The organism is Micromonospora phytophila, from assembly GCF_023656545.1.
Classification (GTDB): domain Bacteria; phylum Actinomycetota; class Actinomycetes; order Mycobacteriales; family Micromonosporaceae; genus Micromonospora; species Micromonospora phytophila.
This window is the reverse complement of the sequence record NZ_JAMOKF010000004.1, coordinates 26,497-52,620: the sequence shown is the minus strand read 5'-3', so window position 1 is coordinate 52,620 and position 26,124 is coordinate 26,497. Positions and strand designations below refer to the sequence as shown.

26 protein-coding genes and 2 pseudogenes are annotated in these 26,124 nt (G+C 70.2%); 12 read left to right on the top strand and 16 right to left on the bottom strand.

Annotated elements, in window-relative coordinates:
* The first annotated feature begins 68 nt into the window (after nt 1-68).
* The 3 genes from NCC78_RS01500 to NCC78_RS01490 all read left to right on the top strand — a co-directional run bounded on the left by NCC78_RS01500 (nt 69) and on the right by NCC78_RS01490 (nt 1,980).
* Nucleotides 69-404: a cupin domain-containing protein gene (locus tag NCC78_RS01500; RefSeq protein WP_210778567.1), complete on the top strand. Its 336-nt coding sequence runs from the start codon at nt 69-71 to the stop codon at nt 402-404.
* A gap of 756 nt (nt 405-1,160) precedes the next feature.
* Nucleotides 1,161-1,736: a carbonic anhydrase gene (locus NCC78_RS01495; RefSeq protein WP_250791228.1), complete on the top strand. Its 576-nt coding sequence runs from the start codon at nt 1,161-1,163 to the stop codon at nt 1,734-1,736.
* 58 nt (nt 1,737-1,794) lie between these two features.
* Complete coding sequence (locus NCC78_RS01490) at nt 1,795-1,980, top strand: sulfurtransferase TusA family protein (RefSeq protein WP_250791227.1); 186 nt, start codon at nt 1,795-1,797, stop codon at nt 1,978-1,980.
* Here NCC78_RS01490 and NCC78_RS01485 read toward each other — a convergent pair.
* Entirely contained in the window at nt 1,934-2,413 is a 480-nt protein-coding gene (locus NCC78_RS01485) for a MarR family winged helix-turn-helix transcriptional regulator (protein WP_250791226.1), read from the bottom strand. The two genes, NCC78_RS01490 and NCC78_RS01485, sit on opposite strands and share 47 nt — an antisense overlap.
* 76 nt (nt 2,414-2,489) lie before the next feature.
* On the opposite strand from NCC78_RS01485, the gene NCC78_RS01480 reads away from it, so the two are divergent.
* Nucleotides 2,490-3,149 carry a class I SAM-dependent methyltransferase gene (locus NCC78_RS01480; protein WP_250791225.1) on the top strand — a complete coding sequence of 220 codons (660 nt, stop codon included), beginning with the start codon at nt 2,490-2,492 and terminating at the stop codon, nt 3,147-3,149.
* Entirely contained in the window at nt 3,146-3,400 is a 255-nt protein-coding gene (locus tag NCC78_RS31920) for a glutaredoxin family protein (protein WP_284706200.1), read from the top strand. Before NCC78_RS01480 ends, NCC78_RS31920 begins: the two co-directional genes overlap by 4 nt.
* 207 nt (nt 3,401-3,607) lie before the next feature.
* Here the strand turns inward: NCC78_RS31920 and NCC78_RS01465 are convergent, their stop codons facing one another.
* From NCC78_RS01465 to NCC78_RS01440, 6 genes are all read right to left on the bottom strand, one after another.
* Nucleotides 3,608-4,522 (bottom strand): DMT family transporter, encoded by a 915-nt coding sequence (locus NCC78_RS01465; protein ID WP_250791224.1) that lies wholly within the window; start codon nt 4,520-4,522, stop codon nt 3,608-3,610.
* A complete protein-coding gene (locus NCC78_RS01460) occupies nt 4,519-5,394 on the bottom strand; it encodes a phosphatase PAP2 family protein (protein WP_250791223.1) in 876 nt (291 codons plus the stop codon). The genes NCC78_RS01465 and NCC78_RS01460 overlap by 4 nt, the downstream gene beginning before the upstream one ends.
* Nucleotides 5,395-5,691: 297 nt before the next feature.
* The gene (locus NCC78_RS01455) at nt 5,692-6,585 is read right to left on the bottom strand and encodes an NmrA/HSCARG family protein (protein WP_250791222.1); all 894 of its coding nucleotides are present in this window, start codon (nt 6,583-6,585) and stop codon (nt 5,692-5,694) included.
* Nucleotides 6,586-6,663: 78 nt separating this feature from the next.
* Nucleotides 6,664-7,314, bottom strand: a complete 651-nt coding sequence (locus tag NCC78_RS01450) for an LUD domain-containing protein (RefSeq protein WP_250791221.1) — start codon at nt 7,312-7,314, stop codon at nt 6,664-6,666.
* 82 nt (nt 7,315-7,396) lie between these two features.
* Nucleotides 7,397-7,750 (bottom strand): DoxX family protein, encoded by a 354-nt coding sequence (locus tag NCC78_RS01445; RefSeq protein ID WP_250791220.1) that lies wholly within the window; start codon nt 7,748-7,750, stop codon nt 7,397-7,399.
* Nucleotides 7,751-7,814: 64 nt separating this feature from the next.
* On the bottom strand, nt 7,815-9,284 hold the full coding sequence (locus tag NCC78_RS01440) for a DHA2 family efflux MFS transporter permease subunit (RefSeq protein ID WP_250791219.1): 1,470 nt from the start codon (nt 9,282-9,284) through the stop codon (nt 7,815-7,817).
* Nucleotides 9,285-9,684: 400 nt separating this feature from the next.
* On the opposite strand from NCC78_RS01440, the gene NCC78_RS01435 reads away from it, so the two are divergent.
* Nucleotides 9,685-10,149: a MarR family winged helix-turn-helix transcriptional regulator gene (locus NCC78_RS01435; RefSeq protein ID WP_250791218.1), complete on the top strand. Its 465-nt coding sequence runs from the start codon at nt 9,685-9,687 to the stop codon at nt 10,147-10,149.
* Nucleotides 10,150-10,849: 700 nt separating this feature from the next.
* Here NCC78_RS01435 and NCC78_RS01430 read toward each other — a convergent pair.
* Genes NCC78_RS01430 through NCC78_RS01415 form a run of 4 tightly spaced genes read right to left on the bottom strand, consistent with a single transcriptional unit; the run spans nt 10,850 to nt 15,847 of the window.
* Nucleotides 10,850-12,658 carry an amylo-alpha-1,6-glucosidase gene (locus NCC78_RS01430; RefSeq protein WP_250791217.1) on the bottom strand — a complete coding sequence of 603 codons (1,809 nt, stop codon included), beginning with the start codon at nt 12,656-12,658 and terminating at the stop codon, nt 10,850-10,852.
* Nucleotides 12,655-13,980, bottom strand: coding sequence for an MGH1-like glycoside hydrolase domain-containing protein (locus NCC78_RS01425; RefSeq protein WP_250791216.1), 1,326 nt, complete (start codon nt 13,978-13,980; stop codon nt 12,655-12,657). Before NCC78_RS01425 ends, NCC78_RS01430 begins: the two co-directional genes overlap by 4 nt.
* On the bottom strand, nt 13,977-14,795 hold the full coding sequence (locus tag NCC78_RS01420) for a sugar phosphate isomerase/epimerase family protein (protein ID WP_250791215.1): 819 nt from the start codon (nt 14,793-14,795) through the stop codon (nt 13,977-13,979). Before NCC78_RS01420 ends, NCC78_RS01425 begins: the two co-directional genes overlap by 4 nt.
* Nucleotides 14,792-15,847, bottom strand: a complete 1,056-nt coding sequence (locus NCC78_RS01415) for a zinc-dependent alcohol dehydrogenase (RefSeq protein ID WP_250791214.1) — start codon at nt 15,845-15,847, stop codon at nt 14,792-14,794. Before NCC78_RS01415 ends, NCC78_RS01420 begins: the two co-directional genes overlap by 4 nt.
* 165 nt (nt 15,848-16,012) lie before the next feature.
* On the opposite strand from NCC78_RS01415, the gene NCC78_RS01410 reads away from it, so the two are divergent.
* The 5 genes from NCC78_RS01410 (at nt 16,013) to NCC78_RS01390 (ending at nt 21,430) form a co-directional block, all read left to right on the top strand.
* Nucleotides 16,013-17,419 carry an ABC transporter substrate-binding protein gene (locus tag NCC78_RS01410; protein ID WP_250791213.1) on the top strand — a complete coding sequence of 469 codons (1,407 nt, stop codon included), beginning with the start codon at nt 16,013-16,015 and terminating at the stop codon, nt 17,417-17,419.
* 2 nt (nt 17,420-17,421) lie between these two features.
* Nucleotides 17,422-18,432, top strand: coding sequence for a carbohydrate ABC transporter permease (locus NCC78_RS01405; RefSeq protein ID WP_250791212.1), 1,011 nt, complete (start codon nt 17,422-17,424; stop codon nt 18,430-18,432).
* On the top strand, nt 18,432-19,298 hold the full coding sequence (locus NCC78_RS01400) for a carbohydrate ABC transporter permease (protein WP_250791211.1): 867 nt from the start codon (nt 18,432-18,434) through the stop codon (nt 19,296-19,298). Before NCC78_RS01405 ends, NCC78_RS01400 begins: the two co-directional genes overlap by 1 nt.
* Nucleotides 19,282-20,457: an ROK family transcriptional regulator gene (locus NCC78_RS01395; protein WP_250791210.1), complete on the top strand. Its 1,176-nt coding sequence runs from the start codon at nt 19,282-19,284 to the stop codon at nt 20,455-20,457. The genes NCC78_RS01400 and NCC78_RS01395 overlap by 17 nt, the downstream gene beginning before the upstream one ends.
* Before the next feature lie 73 nt (nt 20,458-20,530).
* Complete coding sequence (locus NCC78_RS01390; protein WP_250791209.1) at nt 20,531-21,430, top strand: Gfo/Idh/MocA family protein; 900 nt, start codon at nt 20,531-20,533, stop codon at nt 21,428-21,430.
* A 384-nt stretch (nt 21,431-21,814) separates the two neighbouring features.
* Here the strand turns inward: NCC78_RS01390 and NCC78_RS01385 are convergent, their stop codons facing one another.
* The 5 genes and pseudogenes from NCC78_RS01385 to NCC78_RS01365 all read right to left on the bottom strand — a co-directional run bounded on the left by NCC78_RS01385 (nt 21,815) and on the right by NCC78_RS01365 (nt 25,155).
* Nucleotides 21,815-22,420, bottom strand: a complete 606-nt coding sequence (locus NCC78_RS01385; protein WP_250791208.1) for an FIMAH domain-containing protein — start codon at nt 22,418-22,420, stop codon at nt 21,815-21,817.
* 137 nt (nt 22,421-22,557) lie between these two features.
* A pseudogene (locus NCC78_RS32155) lies at nt 22,558-22,989 on the bottom strand (replication initiator); the annotation flags it as partial.
* 246 nt (nt 22,990-23,235) lie between these two features.
* Entirely contained in the window at nt 23,236-23,757 is a 522-nt protein-coding gene (locus tag NCC78_RS01375) for an SMI1/KNR4 family protein (RefSeq protein WP_250791207.1), read from the bottom strand.
* A 227-nt stretch (nt 23,758-23,984) separates the two neighbouring features.
* On the bottom strand, nt 23,985-24,248 hold the full coding sequence (locus NCC78_RS01370) for a transposase (RefSeq protein ID WP_372495024.1): 264 nt from the start codon (nt 24,246-24,248) through the stop codon (nt 23,985-23,987).
* A gap of 247 nt (nt 24,249-24,495) precedes the next feature.
* Nucleotides 24,496-25,155, bottom strand: a complete 660-nt coding sequence (locus tag NCC78_RS01365; RefSeq protein ID WP_250791206.1) for an ISAs1 family transposase — start codon at nt 25,153-25,155, stop codon at nt 24,496-24,498.
* Nucleotides 25,156-25,298: 143 nt separating this feature from the next.
* Between NCC78_RS01365 and NCC78_RS32660 the strand changes: the two are divergent.
* Nucleotides 25,299-26,007, top strand: a pseudogene (locus tag NCC78_RS32660) (ISL3 family transposase); the annotation flags it as partial.
* Nucleotides 26,008-26,124: the final 117 nt, after the last annotated feature.

Here is a 26,124-nt window from a genome sequence, read left to right as displayed (position 1 = left end):
AAGTACGACGTTCCGGCATCCGCCGAGGCGGTGGCGTCGTTCCGGTTGAACAGACAGGTGGGCGAGAGGTGCAGAAACTCAGCCTGGACGCGCTGGCCCGCGAGCATAGCGAGCGGGCGGCGGCATCCGAGTCCGGTCGCAGCGCCGAGACCGTCTTCGGCGGACATGAACGTACGCTGCGACAGACGATCATCGCGTTGCGTCGCGGGGTCGAGCTCAGCGAGCACGAGAACCCGGGCCAGGCGACAGTGCTGGTGCTGCGGGGGCGGGTCGAACTGATCGGTTCCGCGGCAAGCTGGACCGGACGCCAGGGGGACCTGATCCTCGTGCCACCGGAGCGGCACCGCCTGGTCGCCCACGAGGACGCGGTGGTGTTGCTGACAGTGGCAAAGCTCGGTCAGTGAAGACGGTCGGCCCGCTCTTCCCCCGCTCCCGCGCGGGCGACGGCCACCGCCGGGCTGAACGGTCACCGCGACCGCACGACCTCATCGGGCACGACGGGATCGCCCAGCAACAGCTCCGTATCCTCGACGCACGGCGACCCGGAAGTCGAAGCCGTCACTGTCGATCTCGACCACATGAGGCAGCGCCAGCGCCTGCTGACGAACATCGTCGGCGTCAGCCATCGAGGTCGCTCCAGCACACCGCCCCCTGCATCCGTAAAGCCTAACCACCGCGCCGGGCCGCCGGCCCGCAGGACTCGACAGCGAGACGATCCGCCGGTAGCGACAGTGCCACCAGCGGACCGTGTAGAATCGACAGATACATCTGCCGCTGACAAAGCGCGGCGTCCGCGAGCGCGCTCGTCACCGTCCGTGCCCACCGTCGGATCGCTCGCTTCGTGCCGCAGCGCGGACGGCCCTGCGTTAGGCAGACTGTCCCGGCTGACCGAGTGGGTCCGTGTGGGGCGGGGATCGGGGGAGCGCGTTGGGAGCAGCCGGGTGCACTGAACGGCGTTGAAGTGCATTCAACGGCACCGAACGGCACCCAATGGCATACGCCCCGGCCTGCGGTCTTGCCTTTTCGCAGGTCGGAGTCGGTGCAGCGTCCTGCTTCACACCAAGCTTTCACCACTGCCTGGAGGACCGTACTGGCGTCAGGCCTTCTCCCGCCGGTCGTTTTTGGCGACCGGGGGTACTGCCGCCGTAGTCGCCCTGGGCGTGACCGCTGCCGCCCGCCCCGCTGCCGCCCGCTCGACCCAGCCGCCGGTCACCAGCCCGGACAAGGCGCTCGCCCGTCTGCTCAGCGCCAACCGGCGTTTCGCGGCCGGCAAGTGCCGACACCCGCACCAGGGGTCGGATGACCTGCACCGGCTGACGGCCGGCCAGCACCCGTTCGCCATCACCGTCGGCTGCGCCGACTCCCGAGTCGCCCCGGAGGTGCTCTTCGACCAGGGGCTGGGCGACGTGTTCGACAACCGGGTGGCCGGGACCATCGTCGACGACCTGCTGCTCGGCAGCGTCGAGTTCGCCGTGGAGGAGTTCGGCTGCCCACTGATCGTCGTGCTGGGGCATGAGCGATGCGACGCCATCGGCGCGACCATCGACGCCATCCGGGAGGGCGGCTCGGCGCTGGGTCACATCGGCGCCCTCGTCGACGCGCTGCGCCCGATCGTCGCCCCGCTGATGGACCAGCCGGGTGACCCGGTCGAGAACGCCGTGCGCGCCAACATCCAGGCGCGCAGATGCTCGGCCACAGCGAAGTCATCGCCGAGCGGGTCTGTCAGGGCGCGTTGAAGGTGGTCGGCGCCCGGTGTCGACCTGGACAACGGGTGGGTCAATATCCTCCACAGTCTTGCATCTGATCGCCACCGATCCGGCCGCGCCGCTGGACCTGCCCGCCTGGTGCCACCTCACCGGGCACACCTACCTGGGCCCCGTGCCCTCGGCCGACCGGCCCACCTACGCGGTGCAGGTCACCGCCGGCGCGGCGGTCACCGACCCGGATCGTCCGTGGCAGCCGGCGCCAGCCGCGCCGTGAGCGGGTCCAGGGTGGCCAGGAACTGGCGCACCTGCTCGGCCGGCATCCCGGCGCACAGCCGGGCTGACGCGGCTTTGTAGTCGGTGGCGAGCTGCCGGGCGACCGCCGCCCCGGCGTCGGTGAGTCGCACCAGCAGCGCCCGCCGGTCGACCGGGTGTGGGTCGCGCTGCACGAACCCGTACGCCTGCAGCCCCTCAAGCAGGGCGGCGACGTTGCGGGCCGTCACGCCGATCGTGCGGACGATCTGCTGCTGCGTGACCGGGCCCTGCCGGTGCAGCTGCCAGATCACTGTCACCCGCGCCCGCGTCAGCCCACGCGCGACCAGCCCCGCCTGCATGTACTGCTCGGTCGCCGCGAATGCGAACAGCCGCTCCAGCGCCCCCGGGAACCCGGCACCTGGCCGCCATCCGGCGGGATTGTGTATGGCATCCACTATGTATAGCCTCCACGATGACGCTAGCGGCCGAGTCTCCACGCCGGGAACGCCGACCGCACGGGGTGGAGGAGTCATGGCGTCGGTGTCGCATCCGGTGTTCGCCCGGGTCTACGAACGCCTCAGCGTGATGATGGACCGCGCCGGCGGCGCCGAACACCGCCGCGACCTGGTCGCCGGGCTTAGTGGCCGGGTCATCGAGATCGGCGCCGGCAACGGCCGGACCTTCGCGCACTACCCGCCGCAGGTCACCGAGGTCGTCGCGGTCGAACCCGAGCCACGGTTGCGGGCCGCGGCGCTGGCCGCCGCCGCCACCGCGCCGGTACCGGTGCGGGTGGTCGACGGCGTGGCCGAGGCTCTGCCCGCCGGTGGCGGCGAGTTCGACGCCGCCGTCACCGCGCTGGTGTTATGCACCGTGCCGGATCAGGCTGCCGCGCTGGCCGAGATCCGGCGGGTGCTGCGCCCGGGCGGGCAGCTGCGTTTCTTCGAGCACGTCGCCGCCGACGCCCCGGGCGCGATGCGCCGCGCGCAGCGCCTCGCCGACGCGACGCTTTGGCCGCGGCTGTTCGGCGGGTGCCGCACCGGCCGCGACACCGTCACCGCCATCACCGGCGCCGGGTTCGCCGTCGATGAGCTGCACCGCTTCCGATTCCCGCCGACCGGCCCGAGCAGCCCCGCCGCCTCGCACGTCCGCGGCAGCGCCACCCGGCCCGCCGACGGTCCGGCCGCCCAATGAGCGGGCCGGGCGGGCAGGCACCGGTCACCGTCTACAGCCGACCCGGCTGCCCGTACTGCTATCTGCTGCGCCGCGGCCTGCGCCGCCGCAACGTCGCGTTCACCGAGGTCGACATCTGGGCCGACCCGGATGCGGCCGCCGCCGTGCGCGCCGTCGCCAACGGCAACGAGACCGTCCCCACCGTCCACGTCGCCGGGCAATGGCTGGTCAACCCCCGCGCCGCCACCGTCGCCCAGCTGGCGTACGGCTGACTCACCCCGCCGCGGCCAGGCGGCCTTGCCGCGTAAGACGAGCACTTGCTGCTTCAGCACTAGGTACTCGTATGGGCGCGTGACACTCACGGTTGACAGGGTCGGTCCGAGCTGACCGGTCCGCTGCTGGTCACCGCGACCGGTGCCACCGCACGCCAGGAGATTCATGCCTTCGTTGAACGCCTGGGGAGCGGATGAACTGATCGACTATTCACGGGTTGACGTTACCTGCGCCGGAGGTGCGGGGAAGGGCGGTTCTGGTGGCTGCCGGTTAAGGCCGGTGGCGAGCAGGATGACGCCGCGGCTGGCGACTGCTGCGGTGCCGAGGGTGAGAGCGATTCCCGCCGCACCCGTGGTGTGGTGCTCCCCAAGCATTGCCAGACCGATGGCGGCTGCGGCGGCCGGGTTGGCCAAGGTCGCGGCGGCGAGTGGTGCGCCGAGCCCGCCGCGATAGGCCGCTTGGGAGAGCAGCAAGCCGGCGGCGGCCAAGGCAACGACAGCGATGGTCACGGCCGCGCCCGCTGGTGCCAGGAGTGCGCCCGGTCCTCGCTCGGACAGGTGCACGGTGAGGGTCTGGGTCAGCGCCGACGAGACACCGAAGGCGAGGCCCGACCCGGTCGCGTGCAGCAGACTGCTAGACAGGGGGCGACGCGTTCCGGCCGCAGTTGACACCAGCGCTGCGAGGGCCACCGCTGTTGACGCGATGATGGCGAGGGCTTCAGGTGTTCCCAGCGCTTCAATCGGCTTGGCGGAGAAGGTAAGGACCATCAGCCCGGCCACTCCTGTCGTGGTCATCGCCGCGCCGCGCCACTCGGTGCGGGTGACGCGTCGCCGGATGACTGCGGCGGAGAGGGGTAGGGCGAGGACGAGGGTGAGCACGCCAAGTGGTTGCACGACGGTCAACGGCCCGTACCGCAGGGCCGCGACATGCAGGAGAGCTCCGGTGGCGTTGAGTGCGACGGTCAGCCACCATCGGCGGCGCCGCAGCACGGCGAGCAGGGTGAAGGTCAAGGCTGGCTCGGCGGTGTGCGAGGCGGCGAGCCGCTCCTGAAGTACGGCCGCCGCGGCGTACGCGGCGGCGGAGGCAACGGCAAGCGCGATCGACAGCCCGAGGCTGTTCATCGCGACATCCCGGCACACCGGGCGGGCGGCGGGCCGGCGCCGATCGCAGCCACATTGCGGAGTTGCCGGAGGCGACTGGTTGAGGCGTGCCATGCGACGCGGCCGGGCGGTTGGCGCAGGATGACTAGTACGCCGGCAAGCAAAGCGCCGGCGACCACAGGGTCGAGCCAGTAGTGGTTGGCGGTGCCGACCACGACGAGGGTGGTGATGGCGGGGTAGGCCAGCCACAGCCACCGCCACCGGCTGCGCGTGGTGGCGACCAGGCCGATGGCGACCACCATGGCCCACCCGACGTGGAGGGAGGGCATCGCGGCGTACTGGTTGATCAGCCCGTCGGTCTGCGGTGACCCGTACACGGATGGCCCGTACCTGGCCGCGGTGCCGATGACGTCGATCCCGGCGAGGATGCGCGGCGGGGCGAAGGCGAACAACAGGTGTACCCCCAGTGCCGCCGCGGTCAGTGCGGCCAGCGTCCGCCTGGCCCATCGGTAGTGGGTGGGGCGGCGCAGGTACATCCACAGCAGGGAGGCGGCGGTGGCGGGAAAATGCACGTAGGCGTAGAAACCGTTGGCCTGCACGGGAGTGTCGTTGTCCAGCAGTGCGTGCTGAACGGCGGCCTCGTCGGGCAGGTGCAGGCCGCGTTCGAGGCGCCAGACGCGCTCGGCGTTGTCGTACGCCACCGCGACGTGCCCGGCGATGGCGAGCCGGCCGAGCTTGTAGGCCAGGAAGTGCGCGGCGATCAGGAGCAGTTCTCGCCACGGCCGCGGACGTGGCGCGGTGGATCCGGCCGCCGGTGGTGGCGCGGTGGTGCGTGTGGCGGCCGGCAGGCGACTGGTGACGCTCACCGGTGAGCGTTCGGCGATCGGGCTCATAGCCGGTCCTTCGGTGCTGGTGGCCTGGGCCGCCGCCCGAAGGAAGGGGTAGGCGGCCCAGGCGCGGGTGGGTTAGCTGTGGACCGGTTAGGGCTCGCGCTCGGCGGCGTGATACCGGGCGTTGGGTCGGCTGGGGCAGGACGCCAACGTGTCGTCGTCACCGCGCACCTTTGGCTGAGCCAAGATGGGTGAATTGCGGCTTCCGTCCGACCTGCCTGTGCCCGACATGCGGCAAGAGCGCCCGAACCATGGCCGGGCCGGAGTTGGTGCGTGGTTACGCCACCTCCGGCCCGTCGGTTAGACGCCCCAGCTGTCGGAGGCGGGTGCAGGCTGCCAGTTGGTGCGGCGTAGCCAGTCTTCGAGCGTGGTGAGCTGCGGGTACATCTTGCGCAGCGCCGGGATGTCGGCCTGGAAGCCCTTGTTCTCGAAGAACTCGTACATCGCGGCGAGGTCCTCGCTATAGGCGCGTACCTGCTCAATGTCCTGCTCGGTGTAGCGTGCTGGAATGCCGGTGACCTTGGTGAAGGTCTCGACGACCTCGGTCATGGTCAACTCGTCGCCGGCGAGAGCGATCGTGCGGCCGATGAACTCGTCAGGCTGGGCGAATGCCAACGCGGCGAACGCTCCGATGTCATCCACGGCGATCATCTGCAGTTTGGTGTCCGGCTTCGGCGGCCAGCTCATGACGATCGTGTCGTCGATCAGCGGCGGGGTGGCGTAGGTGGCGAAGTTGTCCATGAAGGAAACCAGCCGCAGGATCGTGGCTGGCAGCCCGAGAGACCGGATGTACTGTTCGCCGCGATGCTTGCTCTCGAAATGCGGTACCCCACTGTCCCGGTCCGCACCGTCGATCGAGCTGTAGACGAAGTGCTGCACGCCGGCTTCCTTGGCAGCGTCGGTAAGGGCTCTGCTCTGGCGGATCTCGCCGACGACGCCGTCTGGGCCCATGAAGGTCTGCACGCTGAACACTCCGTAGACCCCGGCCAGCGCCTCGCGTAGCGACTGGGCGTCGTCGAGGTTGCCGCGGACGAGTTCGGCACCCGCCTCGCGCAGCGCGACGGCTGCGGGCGTGTCAGGGTCACGCACGAGCGCGAGCACGCGCCACTCGGCTGCAGTGAGCAGATGGCGGGTGACGGCACCGCCCTGCTGCCCAGTGGCCCCGGTGACCAGGATGCTTCGTTTCTCAGACATGGTCGATCCTTTCCCTTGCGTCGATCGATGTGCGTGTTGTGGAGATGGTCTTCATGGCGTTCTCGCTGGTGAGGGTGGTCAGTAGCCGATGGGTTCGCGGACGAGTACGACGCTGCCGCGTTCGGGGAACATCTCGCGGTTGATGATGAGGATCTTGGAGAGCATGGCGGGAGTCCCGGAAATGGCGCGGAACCGGGCGTCCTCTCGTGGATAGGAGTAGGTCTCGATGCGCCGCAGGGCGGTGTCGAGGTCGGGCACGATCTTCTGGGCGCCGACGACCCAGATGCTCTGGGCCGCGCTGAAGCTGTAGAGGCTGAGTTGGCTTCCGCTGCCGGAGGCGGCGAGGAGCCGCCCGTCCTCGGTCACCGCGTGGACGCTGCCGACGACGACGTCGGGCGCGGCGCCCGCGACGCGCATCTCGTCGAATCGTCCCTCCTCGCGTAGCTCCATGAGCTTCGGGCGCAGGGAGGTGAACCGGCCGGAGGTGTTGATGTCCTCGTCCAGCCCGGAGATTCGTAGCGTCTCGCTGGACGCGGTGAAGATCGTCTTGTCGGCGGGTAGCAGCCGGTTGACCAGCGCGCGGGCGTCCGCGACGGTGTCGACGACCTCCACGGCGAAGTTGTGGTCGCGAAGCGCCGCGGCGGCACGCTGCAACTGTTCCTCGGTTGCCGGCTGCTCGAAGGTCGTGTCGATCGGCAGACCGGATTCGGCTGTGGTCAGGCTGGTCACTTTGATTCCTCGGTGGTAGTCGCTCGTTACGAATGGGTCGGGTCGGGTCGTTGCGGGCTCGCCAGGGCTCCGAGCTGGTGCGTTAGAGGCTGGCGGCCCGCAGGGCGAGGGTGATTGCGCTGAGCAGGAGCAGGACCAGCGACGGCACGGTTTTCTTCGCGGGGTCGTGCGCCTTGAGGTGGTAGATGACGGCTCCGGCCATCAGGAGCACGAGTCCGGTGGCGGCGGCGATACCGAGGGGGCCGATCCACAGTCCGACGACGAGGCCGGCGGCCCCCAGGAACTCCAGCGCCCCGACGAGACGGATGAGCCCGTTGGACACGCCCAGCCTGCCGAGTTCGGCGACCATGCTGTCGGCTGCGGACACCTTCGGAAGGCTGGCCAGGGCGAAACCGATGGCCAGCAGAACGGACAGGATGACGGCGGCGACGAACATCAATGACCCCTTGCGTGCTTGTAGTGAGGTGTGGATGAGTGGGTGTGCGGTCAGTCGGTGACGGTCACGGGGTTGTCACCCGCGCGTCCTCGGTCGCTGTCGCGGGCGCGTGGCGCATGCTTGCTGCCGCGTCGGCGTCACGCACTCGCAGCGCCACGAGCAGGCCCAGCACGGCTAGCGCGGTGGTGAACAGGAACACGTCGTGGTAGGCGGCGAAGAACGCCTCGCTCCTGCTGGCCGCGTCACCGGCACGGGCGCCGAGGTCGGCGAGTCTGGTCTCGGTCCGCTCGGTGAGCAGGGTGACGACCACGGCGACACCGGCCGCGCCGGCCACCTGGCGGGTGGTGGAGAACAGCGACGAGGCGCGGGCTGTGGCCGCGGCGCTGACCCCGGCGAAGGTCGCGGTCTGCAGAGCGATCATCGCCAGCGCCATGCCCCCGCCCATGGTGAACAGCGGCACGCGTACCGCCCACAGGGTGGTTCCGGGATTGACGGCGAGCAGCGCCGCCAGGGAGGCCGCGGTGATCACGAACCCGATGGCGAGCATCCGCCGAGGCCCGAACCTCGGGTAGAGGCGGCCGGCGAGCGGCAGCAGGGCCACCATGCCCAGCGCCTGGAACATGGTCACCAGGCCGGAACCGGTAGCGTCGATGCCCATCTGCTGCTGCAGGAGCAGGGGAACCAGGAACAGCGCCCCCATCAGCGCCCCCGAGGTGGGCAGCATCAGCAGGTTTCCGGTACGGAAGAGCCGGTTGCGCAGGAGCCGCAGATCGATCATGGGTTCGGCGCTCCGCAGTTCGACGACGACGAACGCCGCAGCCAGCGCGAGCCCGGCGCCGAGCTGGGCCAGCACCGCCGCCGTGGTCCACCCGTCGCGGGCACCGCCGTCGAGGCCGACGAGCACAAGGGCAAGCGCGGCGCCGCCGGTGAGGAACCCGGCGATGTCGAACCGGCCGGGACGCTCCGCCCGCTCCTCGCGGATGGCGACCATGGTGAAGATCAGCGCCAGAATGCCGATCGGAACCTTGAGGAAGAAGATCCAGCGCCAGGAGACGTTGTCGACCATCCAGCCACCGAGCACGGGTCCGAACGCTGGGGCGATGCTCGTCGGGATGGCCAGGACCGCGGAGGCCTGCGCGCGCTCCACCGGTGGGAACGCCCGGAACAGCATCGCGGTGCCGACGGGTGTCAGCAGGCCCCCGCCGACGCCCTGGACGACCCTGGCGGTGATCAGCTCGCCGAGCGAGCCGGCGAAACCTGCCCACAACGATGCTGCCGTGAACACCGCGAGCGCGAACACGAATGTCCGTTTGCTGCCGAACCGGTCGGCTACCCATCCCGAGGCGGGGATGAACACGGCCATGCTGACCAGGTAACCGGTGACAAGCCACTGCAGCGTCGCGGTGTCGGCATCGAACCGCTGTCCGAGCGCTGGGAGCGCGGTGTTCAGCACCGTCATGTCGAGGATCTCCATGAACAGGCCGAACACGAACGCTGTAGCGACCAGCCACTTGTACGGCACACGACGCAGCATCAGATCACTCCTCTCAAAAGGTTGCGGCGCGCCTGCGCTCGATCAGAGCGGGAGGCGGCCGGTCGCCGGACGCGGGAACGCGTGCCGCCGGTCATGCAGGGCAGACATCTGACGGGCTAATATCTGTCGCGTCAGACATTAGCGTGTCAGGGAGTCTGGATGTTCCGTGGGCTCCGTCACCTGTCCGCAAGGGCCGTCCGGCACCGCCACCGCTGCGGGCCCTGCCTATGGATAGGCTTTGGCGTACGCAAGAACCCGGCCGGCACGCGCTGGGCAGGCCGCCGACCGCGTGGATCGAGCGCTACCGCCGGGCGCTCGTCTTCGTGGCGGTGGACAGCCGCCATACCCACCGGCGTGACGCGCCGTTGCCGCGACGACAGGATGACGGGAGGGACAGCTCGTGACCGACCGGCAGCGTCCATCGACGCGCCGCTACCTCGAGGTGTGGCGGCTCTATCTCGTCAGCCAGAACCTGGTGCTCAAGAAGCTTGAGCGCGAGATGCAGGCCGCCCATGGCCTGTCGTTGGCGGAATTCGACGTGTTGGCCCACGTGTCCGCGGCGCCGGATCAGCGGCTGCGCCTAGGGCAACTCGCGGAGGCGGTGCTGTTCACCACCGGCGGCATCACCCGCCTGCTCGACCGGCTCTGCGACGCCGGGCTACTGGTGCGGGAACGAGATCCCGCCGACCGCCGCGTCGTCTACGCCGTCCTGACGTCGAAAGGCAACGACCACTTCCAACAGGCCTCCCGCAGCCAACTGCGGGGGGTCGTGAAGCACTTCGGGAGGCAGTTGACGGCGGACGACATCGACGCTGTCGAAGCCTTCCTGACCCGCCTCGTGGACAGCAACCTCGACCCCGCATAGTGCGAACTCGACGCAAACCGGGCTACGCCACCGCAACGTGAAAGCGCAGATTGAGGCGCGTTTGTGGTCAGTATCTGGGGCGCCGGGATCTAGTTCAGCCATCCCGGAATCGACGTGATCCTCGTCGCCCGGATGCTCCCAGGCGCTCGGCGACGCATGGCCGCTATGCCGGCGTCAGCTCGAAGAAATCGGCGCCGGCACCGTCCCGGTCGCCCCTCAACCCCGGCAAAGTCCCTGCGGGCACTGCCGAACGCTAACAGCGAGGGGACCGTGGGCGGGTGCGATCACCGGAAGAGTTCCGCGTCCTACGGCCGGATCTCGGCGGCCAGCGGGGCGATGACCGGGTCGGCGCTTCCGTCCCGGTCACGGGCACGTCGATCTGTACGGCCCGATCTCGGTCAACACCGTCTTCGAGCGGGTGCCGTTACGAGAGTCGACGCCGTTGCGGCCGGCGCTGTCGTGCTTGGCTTGGCGGGGGACCCCGAAGGGTTGGTACGCCGAGCGGGGCACCGCCCGCGCAGCGGTGACCCACGCCGGCGTCGCGACGCGCGAACCTCCCACGCGTCCAAGCAGTGCGGGGACTGCCCGGCAGTGCCACCCAGCACCGAGAGCTGGCGGCCGTCGGGCAGTGGGCGATGTTCTGACCCGACCCACCCGAATCGCGGCTTCGACGTCTCGCGGCCTGACTGACGGCGGGAGGTCAGCCCAGTGCGGCCAGCAGGACCAACGGCGACGCGGCGGCCCAGGCCTGCGGCGAGCAGGAGTGCGGGTACGGCACGGGACCGTCGTGGGCGGTGCGGGACAGCCCGGTGAGCACCTCCGGCAGCCGGTCGTCGGAGTGGGCGGCCGCGGCGAGCAGACCGTCTGCGATCCGCGCCGCGTCGGTCCGCTGGCCGGCGGCGACCAGACCGGCCACGGCGAATGCGGTGTCGTGGGGCCACACTCCGCCGCGGTGGTAGGACAGGGGGTGGTACGGCGCCTGGCCCTCGGCGAGCGTGCGCACGCCCCAGCCGGAGAAGAAATCGTCCTCCGCGAGCCGCCGCGCGACCGCCGTGGCCCAGTCGTCGGCGAGGATGCCCGACCACAGCACGTGCCCGGCGTTGGAGGCGAGCGCGTCGACCGCCCGGCCGGAGCCGTCCAGGGCCAGTGCCACGAAACCGTCGGGCAGGCGGAAATCGGCTGCGAACCGCGCCCGCAACGCGTGGGCGCGGGCGGCCAGCTCCGTCGCCCAGGTGGCGTCGCCCCACACCCGTTCGGCGAGCCGGGCCGTGCCGAGCAGCCCGCGGTAGGCGTACGCCTGCGCCTCGCACACCGCGATCGGCCCGGCGGCCGGGGTGCCGTCGCGGAAGGCGATCGAGTCGGCGGAGTCCTTCCAGCACTGGTGCACCAGGCCCGGTCCGTCGGTGCGGTAGGTCAGGTAGCCGCGCGCGTCGAGGTGCCCGCACACCCAGCCGGCGGCGGCCCGCGCCGGACCCTCGAGGTCTTTGGCGAGGACGTCGTCGCCGGTGAGGTCGTGGTACGCGGTCAGCAGTGCCAGGAACAACGGGGTCGCGTCGACCGTGCCGTAATAGCGGGCGTAGGGAACGTCGCCGAGCGTCGCCAGCTCGCCGGTGCGCAGTTCGTGCACCACCTTGCCGGGTTCCTCGATGCGGGCCGGGTCATGGCGGCTGCCGAGGCAGGCGGCGAGGGCACGCAGTGTGCCGGCGGCGAATTCCGGCCGGTAGGGCAGTGCGAACAGCGAAGAGACGAGGCTGTCGCGGCCGAAGACGGTGAGGAACCAGGGTGCGCCGGCGGCGGGCAGGTAGGTGCCGGTCGGCAGCCCGGGCACGGTGAGGCGGAGGGCGTCAAGGTCCGCGAGGCCGCGTCGGACGCAACGGGCCAGGTCGTCGCGGGCCACGTGCGGCATCGGCGGGGATGCGTCCATGGGCGGCGCGGGCCGTCCGGCGTCCACGGTGAGACTGACCGACGCCGAGCCGTGGGGCGCGAGCGTCAGCATCCAGTCCGCGCCGTCGGTGGTCAGCCGGGCTGCGGGCGCGGCGGTCACCGTGGTGCTGCGCCGGAAGCCGCGCCGCTCGTAGGTGAGGATCAGGCGGTCGCCGTCGAGCGTCGCGGTCCGGACCGCGTCGGACTTGTCGAAAACCCGGTCGGAGCGCAGCTCGAACTGGTCGGCGAAGTCGGCGGCGAGGTGATACCCGAGGCGTACGGTCTGCGGTTCCTCGACGTAGGACCGCAGCGTCAGGGTCTCGACCAGCCGGCCGGGCGTCACCTCGCGGTGCCGGTGCACGGCGAACGACGGGTTGGAACCGCGCGGGGTGTCCGGGATGGCCACCGACCTGGCGCCAAAGGATCGCAGCGTCCGCGGTGGCTGGCCGTGCACGCGCAGCGTCAGCGTCGACAGGTGCCGGCAATCGTCGACGAACAGCCCGTCCAGCTGGTCTGCTCCCAGATCGGCGCCGGGTTCCGCGGCCAGCAGGCAGGTCGTTCCGGCCACGGTGACCGAGGGGTTCATGCGGTGCGGATGAGGTCGAGGGCCAGCGCGGCCGTCCAGCTGAACCCGTCGCTGCCGTGTCCTGCGCCGGTCAGCGGGTCGAGGTATTCGCGGAACCCGGTGTTGAGCACTCGGTGCAGGAGCCGCTCGCGCAGGTCGTCGGCCAGTGCCGTCTCGCCGTGCAGGCGCAGCCCGTGCCAGAACAGCCAGCTCGTGTTGACCCAACCCGGGCCCCTCCAATACTGGCCCGGGGCGTGGTCGGGTGCCGTGAGGTCGTAGGAGGGCAGCGGGCACGCCTCGCGGAGCCGGAAGCGGCTGCCCAGCGCGGTATCGACGAGTTCCCGGGCCACCGGCAGTTCCGGCACGATCATCGGCATCAGGCCAGTGATCGACCAGGAGCGCACGAGTTCGCCGGTGTGTACGTCGCGCGGGAAGAACATTTCGGCGGCCGGGTCGTACAGCCGGGACACCAGGGTGGCGGTGAGGCGGTCGGCCGTGGCGCGGTGTGGTGCCGGGTCGCGGCCGATCGCCGCGGCGATGTTGGCGAGTGCGTGTTCGCCGGCGATCAGCAGCGCGTTGTACAGCGGGTCCTCGATCGCGAAGGCGTGCACCGACGGTTTGTCGGCGTACCCGGCGTCGCGGTAGTCGCTGGCCAGTCTGATGTAGCGGCCGTAGTCGAGATCGGTGGGCCGCTCGGCCGCTGGCGCGTGTGCCAGGTCGCGCCGAGTGAACGAGACGGGCGACACCGGGTCGATCCGGGACAGTGGGGCGTCCCATGCCGGGCTGTTGTCCATCCCGGACTCCCAGGGGTGCACGATCGAGGCGAGGCCGGCGCCGCCCAGGTCGCGTCGGGTGAGCAGGTAGTGGTGCCACTGGACGAGCCGGGGATACATCCGCGGCAGGAAGCCGCGGACGTGCGCGACCGCTGGGTCGGCGCGGTACGTGGCCCAGGTCGCGAGGGCGTGCGCGGGTGGTTGCACGATCCCGGAGGTCGGCACGGCCGCGGCGTTCGAGCTTCCCGAGCGCCAGAACCCCGGTCCGGGGAAGTACGCGTCCCTGGCAACGTCAGGATCGAAGACGATGTGCGGTACCCGGCCGTCGCGCCACTGGGCACCGAACAGCGATTCGAGTTCCTGTTGTGCGCGGGTGGGGGACAGGTGGCGCAGCCCGATCGCGATGAACGCAGAATCCCAGCTCCACTGGTGCGGATAGAGCTTGGTGGCCGGCACGGTGGCGCGCACTCGCCAGTTCGTCACCAGTACCCGTCGGGCGGCCCGATCGAGGCTACGGTGCTCGGACACGGCGTGAGCGGTGTCGGCCTCGATGGTGGGTGCGATGGTCATACGGCGACGCCCACCGCATGGCGGCGCAGGAAACCGGGGATGGCGGCGACGGCTCTGGCAGGCTCGCCGCGCAGCCGGCACTCGACGGCGAGGTGCCCGTCGTAGCCGATCGCGTCCAGGGTGCCGAGCAGTGCCGCCCAGTCCAGGTGACCGGCGCCGGGCTGGAAGCGGTTGGAGTCGGAGACCTGCACGTGCCCGAGGTGGGTGGCGGCCATGACGATGGCGGAGGTGGGTTCGTCCTCCTCGATGTTCATGTGGTACGTGTCGGCGAGCGCCTTGACCGAGGGGAGGCCGACCGCGGTGATCAGCTCGACCGCCTGCTCAAGCCGGTTGACCATGTGGTCCTCGTAGCGGTTGAGCGGTTCGAGAGCGAGCACCACTCCCTCCCGGGCGGCGTGCTCGCCCAGCTCGGTGAGCCCTTCGACGAGCACCGCGCGGTCGTCCTGCTCGCTGCGGGGCGGTTCGAACGGGGGTAGCCGCCGGGAGAACATGCCGTACGAGGCCGGCGTGCAGGCGACCGCGCCCGGCCCACCGATCTCCGCGATGACCGACAGCTGGGACTTCATCTGGGCGATCGCATCGCGGCGCAGGTCCGCGTCGAAGGCGCCGAGGAAGTGCAGCATCTCCACGCACACCGATGGCATGGGCACGCCGTCGCGGGCGGCGCGGCGCAGCTCGGGCAGCCGGTCGCGGAGGGCGAAGTCGCCTCGGCCCCGCACCTCGATCGCGTCGTAGCCTGCCTGCTGGGCGAAGTCCCACTTGTCCTGGAGCGTCGCGCCAGGCAACAGCTGCTCCTGACAGGAAATCTTGATCATGAAAACTTCAACACCACCTGAAGTGCCTCTTCGGGCCGGCGGTCGAGCATGTCGAAGGCCTGCGCCGACTCTTCCACCGGGATGACATGGGTGACCAGCCCGACCGGGTCGACCTGGCGGTCGAGGGCGAGCTGGAGAAACGTGTGGTTGAGTCGGGCCTCATTCCACCGGCCCGCGAGTTCGGGTGGGACCCCGCCGATCTGGGAGGACACGAGTCGCACCCGGTTGTGGTGGAACTCGTCGCCGAGTCGTAGGCCGGTCCCGTCGCCCTGATAGAAGCCGGCGGAGACGACCCGGCCGTCGACGGCGACGGAGCGGATCGCGTCGTGCAGCGCATGGTAGGACCCGCTGATCTCGATCGCGACGTCGGCACCGCGGCCCTCGGTGATTCGGCGCAGCTGCTGCGCGACGGCCTCCGTGGCGGCGTTGATGGTGGCTCCGGCGCCGTACTCGCGCGCTTTGTCCAGCCGCGACGGTACGGGGTCGACGGCGACTGCGGTGGCGCCGCTCAGCTGGACCAGGCGGGTGGTGAGCAGGCCGAGCACGCCCTGACCGAAGACGGCGACCACCTCGCCCAGGTGGATGTCGGCGGCGAGCACGGCGTTGAGCGCCACCGCGCCGACGCGGGCGAAGGTCGCGGCGACCGGGTCGAGGCCGTCGGGCAGCACGTGACCGCGCAGCCGGTCGACCGGCAGCACGGCCTCGCCGCGATGCCCCCAGATGCCCCACACCTGCTGGCCAACCGCCGGGATCGCCGGATCGTCGTCGTCGGCGAGGTCGGGTGCGACCTCGACGACCTCGCCGACCTCGGAGTAGCCGAGTCCGGCGATCGGGTAGTTGAGGCCGCTGCTCCCCTCGACGAACAGCCGTAGTTCGGGGTCCCAGGTCTTGTTCAGGTAGGGGTTGGTGCCCCGGTAGGCCGTCAGTTCGGTGCCGGCGGAAATGCCGGAATAGCTGGTGCGAACCCTGATCTGGCCAGGTCCGAGTTCGATGCTGGGCTGCTCTATCACCTCGACGCGACGCGGCGAGGCGAACTGGACTGTTTGCGACACTCTGGCCTTCCACCCCAAGGTTGGGCTTGGATGCGCGTCGTAACGCGCGGAGTCAGCCGCAGATGTTACCGAGTTATGTATTGCAATCAAGTATAAGTACTGCTGAAATCTGCCCGTAACGAGTTCACAGTGCATGGTCACCGACACCTCACGGAGGGAAGTCACTTGAAGATCAAGAACGCTCGGAGCCGGCGGTGGCTCGCGGGCGGCGTCGCGGCGGGCCTGCTGGCCATGCCGGCGCTGGCCGGGTGCGGCGACGATGAGGGCAGCGGTGGCGACGGCACCCTGACCGTGTGGAGCCTGGAAAACCAGACCGACCGCGTACAGGCGACGCAGGCGATCGCCGACAAGTTCACCCAGCAGACGGGCATCAAGGTCAAGATCGTCGCTACCGACGAGAACCAGTTCACCAGCCTCGTCACCTCAGCCGCGGCTGCCGGCACCCTGCCCGACGTGGTCGGCGCACTGCCGCTGGCCTCCGTGGCGCAGATGGCCTCCAACGACCTGCTCGACACCACGGCGACCAAATCCGTCGTCGACGAGCTCGGCCGCGACACGTTCTCCGCACGGGCGCTCGAACTCACCAGTCAGGACGGCAAGCAGCTCGCCGTGCCCTCCGACGGCTGGGCGCAGCTGCTGTTCTACCGCAAGGACCTGTTCGACAAGGCCGGCCTGCAGGCACCGGACACCTTCGACAAGATCCGCCAGGCGGCGCAGAAGCTCAACACCGGCGCGATGGCCGGCATCGCCCTCGCCACCGTGCCCAACGACGCGTTCACCGCGCAGACCTTCGAGAACTTCGCGCTCGGCAACGGCTGCCAGCTGGTCGACGACGCGAAGAGCGTCACGCTCGACTCGCCCCAGTGCGTCGAGACCTTCCAGCTCTACGGCGACCTGGTGCGGAAGTGGTCGGTGCCGGGCGCGCAGGACGTCGACACCACCCGGGCCACCTACTTCTCCGGTAAGTCCGCGATGGTCGTCTGGTCCTCGTTCCTGCTCGACGAGATGGCGGCGCTGCGCAACGACGCCCTGCCGACCTGCCCGGAGTGCAAGCAGGACCCGGCGTTCCTGGCGAAGAACACCGGCATCGTGACCGCGGTCGGCGGCCCGAGCGGTCAGCCGCAGGGCTTCGGCGAGATCACCAGCTGGGCGATCAGCAACACCGGCAAGGACACCGCCAACGCCCGCCGGTTCACTCAGTTCATGATGAACGAGGGCTACCCGCAGTGGCTCGGCATCGCCCCGGAGGGCAAGTTCCCGGTCCGCAAGGGCGACAAGAGCGACCCGGCGAAGTTCACCACCGCGTGGAACGGGCTGCCAGCGGGCGTCGACACCAAGAAGCCGCTCGGTGACGTCTACCCGGCCGACGTGCTGGCCGCGTTGTCGACGAGCCCGGACACGTTCCAGCGCTGGGGCTTCCCGCAGAAGCAGGGCGCACTGCTCGGTGCCACGCTCGGCGAGCTTCCCGTGCCGAAGGCGGTCAACGCGCTCGCCAACGGCGAGTCCGACGCCGCCGCGGCGGCGAAGCGGGCCGCCGAGGACGTCCGCACGATCCAGAAGTCCGTCGGGTAGCGATGGTCACCACCCACGAGCCGAGGCCGGCGGAGGCGCAGGAGCGCCGCCGCCGGCCCACCGGCCCCCGGCGACCGCTGACGCGCAAGCAGCGGGAGAACCGCGCGGGCTTGGTCTACCTGTCGCCGACGCTGATCGTCGTCATCGTCGTCGTGATCCTGCCGATCCTCTGGACGGTCATGCTGGCGTTCCAGCGGATCCGGCTGATCAACGTGCGCCGCGCCGGCGTGTTCGGCCAGTACACCCTCGCCAACCTCGAACTGGTGGTGACCTCGCCGGGCTTCTGGTCGTCGCTGTGGACCACGCTGGTCTACACGGTTGGCAGCACGGCCCTGTCCGTCCTGTTCGGGCTGATCGCCGCGCTCGCGCTGCGCGGGCGCTTCCGAGGCCGCACGCTCGTGCGGGCGTCGGTCCTACTCCCGTACGTCGCACCGGTCGTGGCCGTGACGTTCGTCTGGGAGATTTTGCTGAGTCCACAGTTCGGCCTGGCCAACAACTGGGGCACCCGGTTTCTCGGCTGGGACCAGCCGATCGCGTTTCTCAGCCAGCGGCAGTACACCTTCTCGCTGCTCGGGCTCGACGTCGACCTGCCGATGGCGCTACTGACCGTCATAGCGTTCGAGGCGTGGCGCTACTTCCCGTTCGCGTTCCTCTTCCTGCTCGCCCGGCTCCAGGCGGTACCCGGCGAGCTGGAGGAGGCGGCCCTGGTCGACGGGGCGGCGCCGAGCCAGACGTTTCGCCGCATCCTGCTGCCGCAGCTCGCGCCGGTCATCGCGCTGCTGTGCGTGCTGAGGTTCATCATGACCTTCAACAAGTTCGACGACGTCTACCTGCTCACCGGCGGAGGCGCCGGCACCGGGGTGGTCAGCGTACGGGTCTACGAGTTCCTCACCGCGCGCTTCGACATCGGCGCGGCGGCCGCCCAGGCGCTGGTGCTCGCCGCGGGACTCGTCGTGGTGCTGGTGATCTACCTGCGATTCTTCGCGCCGCGGATCGAGGGGGAGGAGGCGTGATGGATCGCTACACGTTCGAGAAGCGACTGTTCGGCGTCCTGCGCTGGATGGTCATCACGGTGCTGGTCGTGGTGACCCTGTTCCCCTTCTGCTACATGCTGCTGCTGTCGGTGCGGCCGATCGAGGAGGTCCTGGCCAACCCCGGCGGGATCTGGGCCGGCCCGTCGGAGTGGACGATCGAGACGTACCGGGAGGTGCTCACTCCGGCCGACGCCGGCGGCCAGGGCTTCCTGCGACTCCTCGCCAACTCCGCCTTGGTGTCGGCCGCCGCGACCGTGCTCACGCTGCTCGTGTCGATCCCGGGCTCGTACGCGGTCAGCCGGCTCCGCTTCACCGGCCGACGTCAGGTGCACTTCCTGTTCCTGGCGGTCTACCTGTTCCCGTCCATCTTGCTGGCGATCCCGCTGTTCGTGCTGTTCACCCGGCTTGGGCTGCGCGGCTCGCTCGCAGGCTTGACCATCGTCTACATCGCGCAGACGGTGCCCGTATCGATCTACATGTTACGCAACTACCTGTCGACGATCCCGGAAAGCCTCGAGGAGGCCGCCGCCGTCGACGGCTACACCCGGTTGCAGATCATCCGCAAGGTGGTGCTGCCCTTGGCCGCGCCCGCGGTGATGGCCAATGCCCTGTATGTGTTCATGATAGCTTGGAACGAGTTCCTGTTTGCCCTGCTCTTCCTGGTCGAGGACCGGGCGGATTGGACCGTCTCACTAGGACTCGCCCAGCTCTCCGGCGGCATCGAGGTGAGCAAGACGGTGCTGATGGCCGGGTCGGTCGTCCTCACACTGCCGATCGTGATCATCTTCTTCGCTGCCGAGCGGCTGCTGACGGAGGGATTAACCGCTGGTGCCGACAAGGGTTAGGCCAGCGGGCAACCAGAGTTCCGCTGGCCACCTGCTGTGGCTGGTCCGGACGGGCCGGGCCCGCACCCGGGCGGAGCTGCAGATCTACACCGGGCTGTCCCGCTCGACAGTCACGCAGCGCATCGACGCGCTGCGGGCCGCCGGTTACCTCCGCGCCTCCGGCGTGGAAGGCTCGACCGGCGGCCGGCCAGCGGAGCTGCTGGAGCTCGACACCGACCACGGAGTGGTGATGGTGGCCGATCTTGGCGCCAATCACGCCCGGGCCGCCGTCGTCGATCTCCGCGGACAACTGCTCGCCGAGGAGCACCGCCTCATCAAGATCGGCATGGGCCCCGAGGCGGTGCTGGGCTGGGTCGACGCCGCCTTCGCCCGACTGCTTCCCAGGGCCGGCTGGGAGCCCACTCAGGTGCGCGGGATCGGCCTCGGCGTGCCGGGCCCGGTCGAGTTCGAGGCGGGCATGGTGACCCAACCACCGATCATGCCGGGCTGGGACGGCTACCCGATCGCCGAGCGGCTGCGCAACACCTGGGACCGGCCGGTGTACGTCGACAACGACGCCAACCTGATGGCGTTGGGCGAGCAGACGCTGCACTACCCCGACTGCCCGACGCTGGTGCTGGTCAAGGTCGCGACGGGGATCGGCGCGGGCGTCATCGTCGACGGCCAGGTCTACCGCGGCATCGACGGTGGCGCGGGCGACATCGGCCACATCCGGCTGCACGACTACCCGCAGGCCCGCTGCCAGTGCGGCCTCTACGGCTGCCTGGCGGCGGTGGCCAGCGGGCTCGCGCTGGCCCAACGCCTCACCGCTGCCGGCACGCCGACCTCGTCCGGGGCCGAGCTGATCGAGCGGATCCGCTCCGGTCACGCCGAGGCGGTGCACCTGGCCCGCACGGCGGGCCAGTTGGTCGGCGAGGTGCTCGCGACCGTGGTGTGCCTGCTCAACCCGGGGGTACTGGTCATCGCGGGCGACCTGGCCGACCTTCACTTCGTGACCGGCGTGCGCGAGAAGCTGTACCAAAGCGCACTGCCCCGCTCGACCCGCCGCCTCGAGGTGACGACCAGTCAGCTCGGCGACCGGGCGGTGCTGACCGGCGCCCACGCGATGGTCATCGAGCAGGTGTACGCCCCCGAAACGGTCGATGCCGCCCTAGCCTGACCATTCCGTCCGCATGCCACCGTCGCCGCACCTTCTCCGGCGCGGCGTGCCGCACCGACCTGGAGAATGAGCCGTGCAACGCGACATGATCCCGAGCGTAGGCCCGGTCACGGTGGGGCTGGTCGGGGCGGGACCATGGGCGGCGACCATGCACGGGCCGGTGCTCGCCGCCGGGCCCGAAACGCGGCTGACCGCCGTATGGGCGCGCCGTCCGCAGGCCGCGGCAGAACTCGCAACCACACTCGGCACGACCGCCGTGAGGTCATACGAGGAACTGCTCGACCGATGCGAGGCGGTCGCGTTCGCCGTGCCGCCCGATGTCCAGGCCGCCCTCGGCATCCGCGCGGCGAAGGCCGGCAAGGCACTGCTGCTGGAGAAGCCCCTCGCCCTCGCCCTCGACGACGCCCGCCGACTCGCTGACGCCGTCGACAACGCAGGCGTGGTCAGCCAGGTGGTGCTGACCAAGCGCTACCACCCCCGCACCCGCGCCTTCCTCACCGCCGCGCGAGACTTCCCGGCCATCGGCGCTCGCGCCAGCTACCTGCACGGCGCGTTCCTCGGTGGCCCGTTCGCCACCGGTTGGCGCATGACGTACGGCGCACTGCACGACCTCGGTCCGCATCTGCTCGACCTCGCAGACGCCGCGCTCGGCCGGATCACCGACCTGCGCGCCTGCGGCGACCCGCGGCGGTGGGTCGAGCTGACCTGCCTACACCAAGGCGGGGCCGTCAGCCAGCTCTCGCTTTCCGGCGCGGTGGGTTTGCCGTCGTCGCGCGCCGGCATCGAACTCTTCGGGGCCGTCGGTTCGATGGGCCTCGACTTTGCCACCGTGGACCACGCTGGGTGCTGGCCGATCGTGCGCGCCGAGTTCGCGGCCGCCGTCCGCACGAAAACACCGCATTCCCTCGACATCCGCCGCGGGTTGCTGCTTCAGGAACTGCTCTCCACGGCGGCGCGCACGATGATCGGGTGAGCGACGTCAGCCGGTGGCGACCGACCCTGCCCCTGCCGACAACCCTCGACTGCGCCATCCGCCGCCGGCCGTGGGTCATCCAAGCTCACGTGCACGGATCTGCCGCGGGCGGCCGCGCCGGCCTGCTGCAGGACGATCACGGTCCGTGCTGCCGTTCGGGCACGTCGTCAGCGGTGACGTCCGGGCTGGCGTCGATGCCGGCAGCGATGTGAGCCGGCAGTGGTACACGGTGATCGTGTTCACCGAGTAGCGGGCACGGATCTGACGGGCGGGAACGGACACCACCCGATCTTCACCGATCGGGCCTCGACTGCTCCACCGAGATTCCGCACCCACGCCAGTGCCGGTGACGGCACCGGCGGGCCGCCGGCGGACGGCCCGGCGTCAGCGGGCGGGCAGCGCCTGGGCGAGCTGCGTCGCCGCAGCGGCGAGGACGTCGTACCCGCGCACGCTCAGTTTGCCCTCACGGCGCAGGTTGACCAGCCTTTCGGCGAACTCGCGCAGCTTCTCGCGCGCCTTGTCCGTCTCGCCGTCGGCGATCCTCTCCGCCACCTCGCGTAACCGCTTTCGCAGCTCGTTGCCGTCACCGGGACGAAGCTGCCGTTGCTGTACGAGCCCGTCGAGGGTGTCCCGCAGCCCGGCCGCGAGTTCGGCCGGGCTGGCCGACCGCCGCGGGGCGGGCGATGACGAAGACGGGGGGCCGGTGGGCGTGGGCGAGACCTCGTCGGTGAGCGGTTCGGTGGCCTCGGCGGGGGCGGACGTGCCGACAGCCAGGGTGCCACCCGTGGCGGGCCCGGCCTCCTCGCCGCCGGTGAAGACCGCCGCGAGCATGGCGGCCACCAGCGCGACGGTGGCTCCCCCCACCGCCAGCCACATCAGCCGCCGTCCGTCGTCCGGGGCTCGGTGGCGACTGCTGGCCGGGCGGACCACCGGCATCACGCTGGTGGGCGGGGCCAGGTCGGCGCTGTGCGGGTCACGAGGGGCGGACACGCCGGACATCATGCCACCCGGTGAACGGGTCGGGAGTCCGGAATCGTCACCGCTGCGGGGAGCCGGGCCCCGACCTACGGTGCTCGGATGCGCCGGGCTCTGCTCCCTGCCGCCCTGGCCGTCGTGCTCGCCGCCGCCCATGCCGGCTGCGGCGCAGGCGGCGAGGAGTACGCGTGATACGTCGCGGCGGCGACCTGCCGCACGAGGGCGCGGGGGATGGTTCCCCGGATGGCGAAGTGCGCGTGCGGGGCCAGCCGGCGTTGTGGCTCGACGGCACCTGCGTACTGGACGTTCCAGCCGACCGCGCGGCGTAGGTTCTGCCAGAACCGATCCAGCAGCCGGGGGAACTGCACGGCATCCCACGCGGCCCGCCGGTAGTCGTAGGCGTCCGGGTCGACCGGGGTGCCGTCGGAGTGGACGCGGCCGTAAGAGCCGAGGGTGAGGGTGAGGAACATCAAGGCGGCCCGCAAAGCGGGCCGCGCCGGCCCGGCCCCGGCCTGCTGGCGACCTCCGGCCGGCATCGGCCGGGCCGGCCGGCCAGGCTTGGACGACCAGGACCTAGAAGACCTCGGGGCTCCGCCCCGAGCCCCGGCCCTCCTCAAAGATCAGCCGCGGATCACCTCGCCGGGCACCACAAGGGCTACCAGCCTCCCCGGACGGGGCCAAGGTCGTTCGGCTAGTGAGGCGCTCCACCTTGTCCCCGTCCGGGGAGGCTGGACGGTCTGGCGACTGCCCGACGAGGAGATCCGCTTTCACTAGTCCACCCGCACGCGAGTAAGGGCACCCCTGTTGGTGGGGGCTCGCTCAATCAGCGGTTACTGGTCATCGTCTTCATCGTCATAGACCTCGCACGAGACCAGGCAATCCATGAACTCTTCGAAAGAGGCGGCGATCCGCCGGGGAATTCTGTCTTCGTCGACATACACCATCGCCGGTTCCCCGCCCGGTCCGGTCTCCGAGTAGTCGAGCATGACCGTGTCAGGGCCCGCCGCAGGCGTCACACCGAGCACTACCCCGACATCTGGGTAGTCCCACTCAGAGATCAGGTAAGCGGACTGGGCGTCGACCCCCTCCTCATGTCCGATGCCCATGAGGACATCGATTTGGAAGTGGTCGGCGGCCCACGACGTCCGGAAGTCCGTGGGATAGCAGTTGTTCTTCAGGACCCCGCCGTTCTGGCGATACATCAGCGCAACGTAACTTCGGGGTAACCGAACCCCAAGCGTTTCCTGGGCACGCCGAACGGCGTCTTCGGTCAAAGGTGGTCCGACCCACGGCGACGCACCTGGCTCGAATGGAGAGGTCATTTCAGGCTTGACCCACTCGATGTCCAGCACCGCCGCGACCCTCCGGCGTCAGCCGCTTCGGTGAGGACCCCCACCTCAGGTCTGGCCTTTCCGAGCAACAAATCCACGCTCACGATCGGGACTGTACAGCCATCGGTACGGCCAAAGCTGCCGCCATCCGCCGGGGTTGTGGCGTGCCCGTTGCGTGCCCGATAGGGCGGGACGCCAGTCAACCCCGGTCAGCTTCTAGGTGTGGCGGCAGGGCCTCGGCAAAGTCCTCAGGTGATGCCGAGTAGGGCGAGTGGTCGGTTGCTGTCGCGGGCGTGGTGGCGGTTGGCGGCGGCGATGTTGGTGACGCCGGTCAGGCGTAGGGCGCCGATGGCGGCGTTGCGGAGGGTGGCCATGACTTGGGGTCCGGTGCCGGTGCGGATCTGGGATCGGTCTTCGTCGTAGGTGACGTCGCGGACCCAGTGGACTGTGTTCTCGATCGACCAGTGACCGCGGATCCAGGCGGCGAGTTGCGCGGGTTTGGCTTGGTGCACGAGCAGGTCGGTGATCGCGTAGACGGTCTCGGTCGTGAAGCGTTTCGCTGGTCGAGTCGGCGTCGGCGGCGTCGGATCTGGATGGCTTGGGCGGCGTTCGGGAAGTCGATCCCGGTGGAGACGGACAGGATTTTCAGGGTGCGGATCTCTCGGCGGCCGTGGCTGCGGCAGGTGCCGCGGTGTGCGTCGGCGACTGCCCGCCAGGGCAGGGCGGCCAGTTGGGTGCGCAGGTTGGGCTGGTTGCCCTTCACGGTGAGAATCCAGTGGGCGCCACGCTCGCGAGGTAGGCGACGTGGTCGCGTTGACAGTGCAGGGCGTCGGCGGTCACCACGACCTCGCCGAGGTCGCCGAGCTGGTCGAGCAGGGGTGCGAAGCGGGCGATCTCGTTGGTCTTGCCGTCGACGTCGGTGCTGGCCAGCACGACACCGGTGGTCTGGTCGGCGGCGGCGAGGACGTGCCGGGCGACGGTGTCGCCGGTGCGGGAGCCGCGTAGCGTCTTGCCGTCCACGGCGATCACCCGGCGTGTTCCCGCCGGCGGCGCGGGCAGCTGTGTGGCGAGCCAGGCACCGATCACCGCGGCCAGCCGGTCGGGGTCCAGGGCCTGCAACAGCCTGCGGATCATGGCCTCTGACGGCCGCCGGTCTGCGTGGATCCCGAGCACAGCCGCGGTATCAGCGGGTAGATCAGCGACCCACTCACCGATCGCCGCGTACGAGCGGTAACCAGCGACGACCGCGCACACCGCCGCCGCGACCACGGTTACCAGAGCATGCCGGACTCCACGTCGGGCACGTGGATCGGGCAGGGAACTCAACGCGGCGAGCAGGCCGGCAGCCGAGGCCACGGCAGATGCCCCGGGCGGTGCGGTCGACAACGATGAGATCAGCGATGATGGCAGCGCGGGCATGGCTCACTTCAGATAGATCAACAGGCCTCGAGAACCTTGATGATCTTCTGGGACGGCCATGCCGCCCTGCTGCCCACGCCCAGGGCGCGTCTACGCCAACCACCTCAAGCCGGACTCCCCTCACGACTTTGCCGGGGCCCTGGGTCGAAGGCCGCACCACCGCCACGGTCACCGGCTGGCTGAGGGATCGCCCGCAGGCCTGGCGCGACCAGGTCCGAGCCGCCGCAATCGACATGTGCACCGTCTTCAAGGCCGCCTCCGCCAGGTGCTGCCACACGCGCTGCTGGTCGTCGACCACTTTCACATCGTGCAACTGGCCAACCGGGCCGTCACCGAGGTCCGCCGCCGCATGACCCTGACCCGGCGCGGACGCCAGGACGCGGCACCGATCCCGAATGGCGGATGCGCAACCGGCTGACCCGCTCGGCCGCCCGCATGCCCGGCAAGCACGTCGACCGCCTGGTCGACACCCTCGAAACCCTGCCCACCACGATCGGCGCCCCGATCCTTGTCGCGTGGAACGCGAAAGAGGACCTGCTCGACCTCCTCGCGACCGCCCGCACCCAGCCCGACCGCGAACACATCCACCGGCTCCTGCACTGCTTCTACACCCGCTGCGCCGCCACCGACCTGCCCGAGCTCCACCAGCTCGCCACCACCATCGAGACCTGGTGGCCACACATCCACGCGTTCCTGACCACCGGAATCACCAACGCCGGCTCCGAAGGCACCAACCGCGTGATCAAGACCGTCGCCCGCGACGCCTACGGCTTCCGCAACCCCGAGAACCAACGCCTACGCACCCGCACCGCCACCACCCGACGCCACCGCGGACACCTCAACCCCGCTTAACTTCGAAGAGCCGGTATGCCGATCGGGCCGGGTCGCAGTAACCAGGAACGGACTCGTAATGCGTAGGTCGACGGTTCGACTCCTTCAGGCGGCTCCATAGGAGAGGGCCCGGGTCAC

What these genes read in the sequence shown, in the direction of transcription:
- NCC78_RS01400 (WP_250791211.1), top strand. Translation starts at nt 18,432, where the DNA reads ATGGATCGCTACACGTTCGAGAAGCGACTGTTCGGCGTCCTGCGCTGG.
- NCC78_RS31920 (WP_284706200.1), top strand. Translation starts at nt 3,146, where the DNA reads ATGAGCGGGCCGGGCGGGCAGGCACCGGTCACCGTCTACAGCCGACCC.
- NCC78_RS01440 (WP_250791219.1), bottom strand. Translation starts at nt 9,284, where the DNA reads ATGCTGCGTCGTGTGCCGTACAAGTGGCTGGTCGCTACAGCGTTCGTG.
- NCC78_RS01465 (WP_250791224.1), bottom strand. Translation starts at nt 4,522, where the DNA reads ATGAACAGCCTCGGGCTGTCGATCGCGCTTGCCGTTGCCTCCGCCGCC.
- NCC78_RS01445 (WP_250791220.1), bottom strand. Translation starts at nt 7,750, where the DNA reads ATGTTCGTCGCCGCCGTCATCCTGTCCGTTCTGCTGGCCATCGGTTTC.
- NCC78_RS01425 (WP_250791216.1), bottom strand. Translation starts at nt 13,980, where the DNA reads ATGACCATCGCACCCACCATCGAGGCCGACACCGCTCACGCCGTGTCC.
- NCC78_RS01460 (WP_250791223.1), bottom strand. Translation starts at nt 5,394, where the DNA reads ATGAGCCCGATCGCCGAACGCTCACCGGTGAGCGTCACCAGTCGCCTG.
- NCC78_RS01405 (WP_250791212.1), top strand. Translation starts at nt 17,422, where the DNA reads ATGGTCACCACCCACGAGCCGAGGCCGGCGGAGGCGCAGGAGCGCCGC.
- NCC78_RS01455 (WP_250791222.1), bottom strand. Translation starts at nt 6,585, where the DNA reads ATGTCTGAGAAACGAAGCATCCTGGTCACCGGGGCCACTGGGCAGCAG.
- NCC78_RS01480 (WP_250791225.1), top strand. Translation starts at nt 2,490, where the DNA reads ATGGCGTCGGTGTCGCATCCGGTGTTCGCCCGGGTCTACGAACGCCTC.
- NCC78_RS01420 (WP_250791215.1), bottom strand. Translation starts at nt 14,795, where the DNA reads ATGATCAAGATTTCCTGTCAGGAGCAGCTGTTGCCTGGCGCGACGCTC.
- NCC78_RS01430 (WP_250791217.1), bottom strand. Translation starts at nt 12,658, where the DNA reads ATGAACCCCTCGGTCACCGTGGCCGGAACGACCTGCCTGCTGGCCGCG.
- NCC78_RS01365 (WP_250791206.1), bottom strand. Translation starts at nt 25,155, where the DNA reads ATGCCCGCGCTGCCATCATCGCTGATCTCATCGTTGTCGACCGCACCG.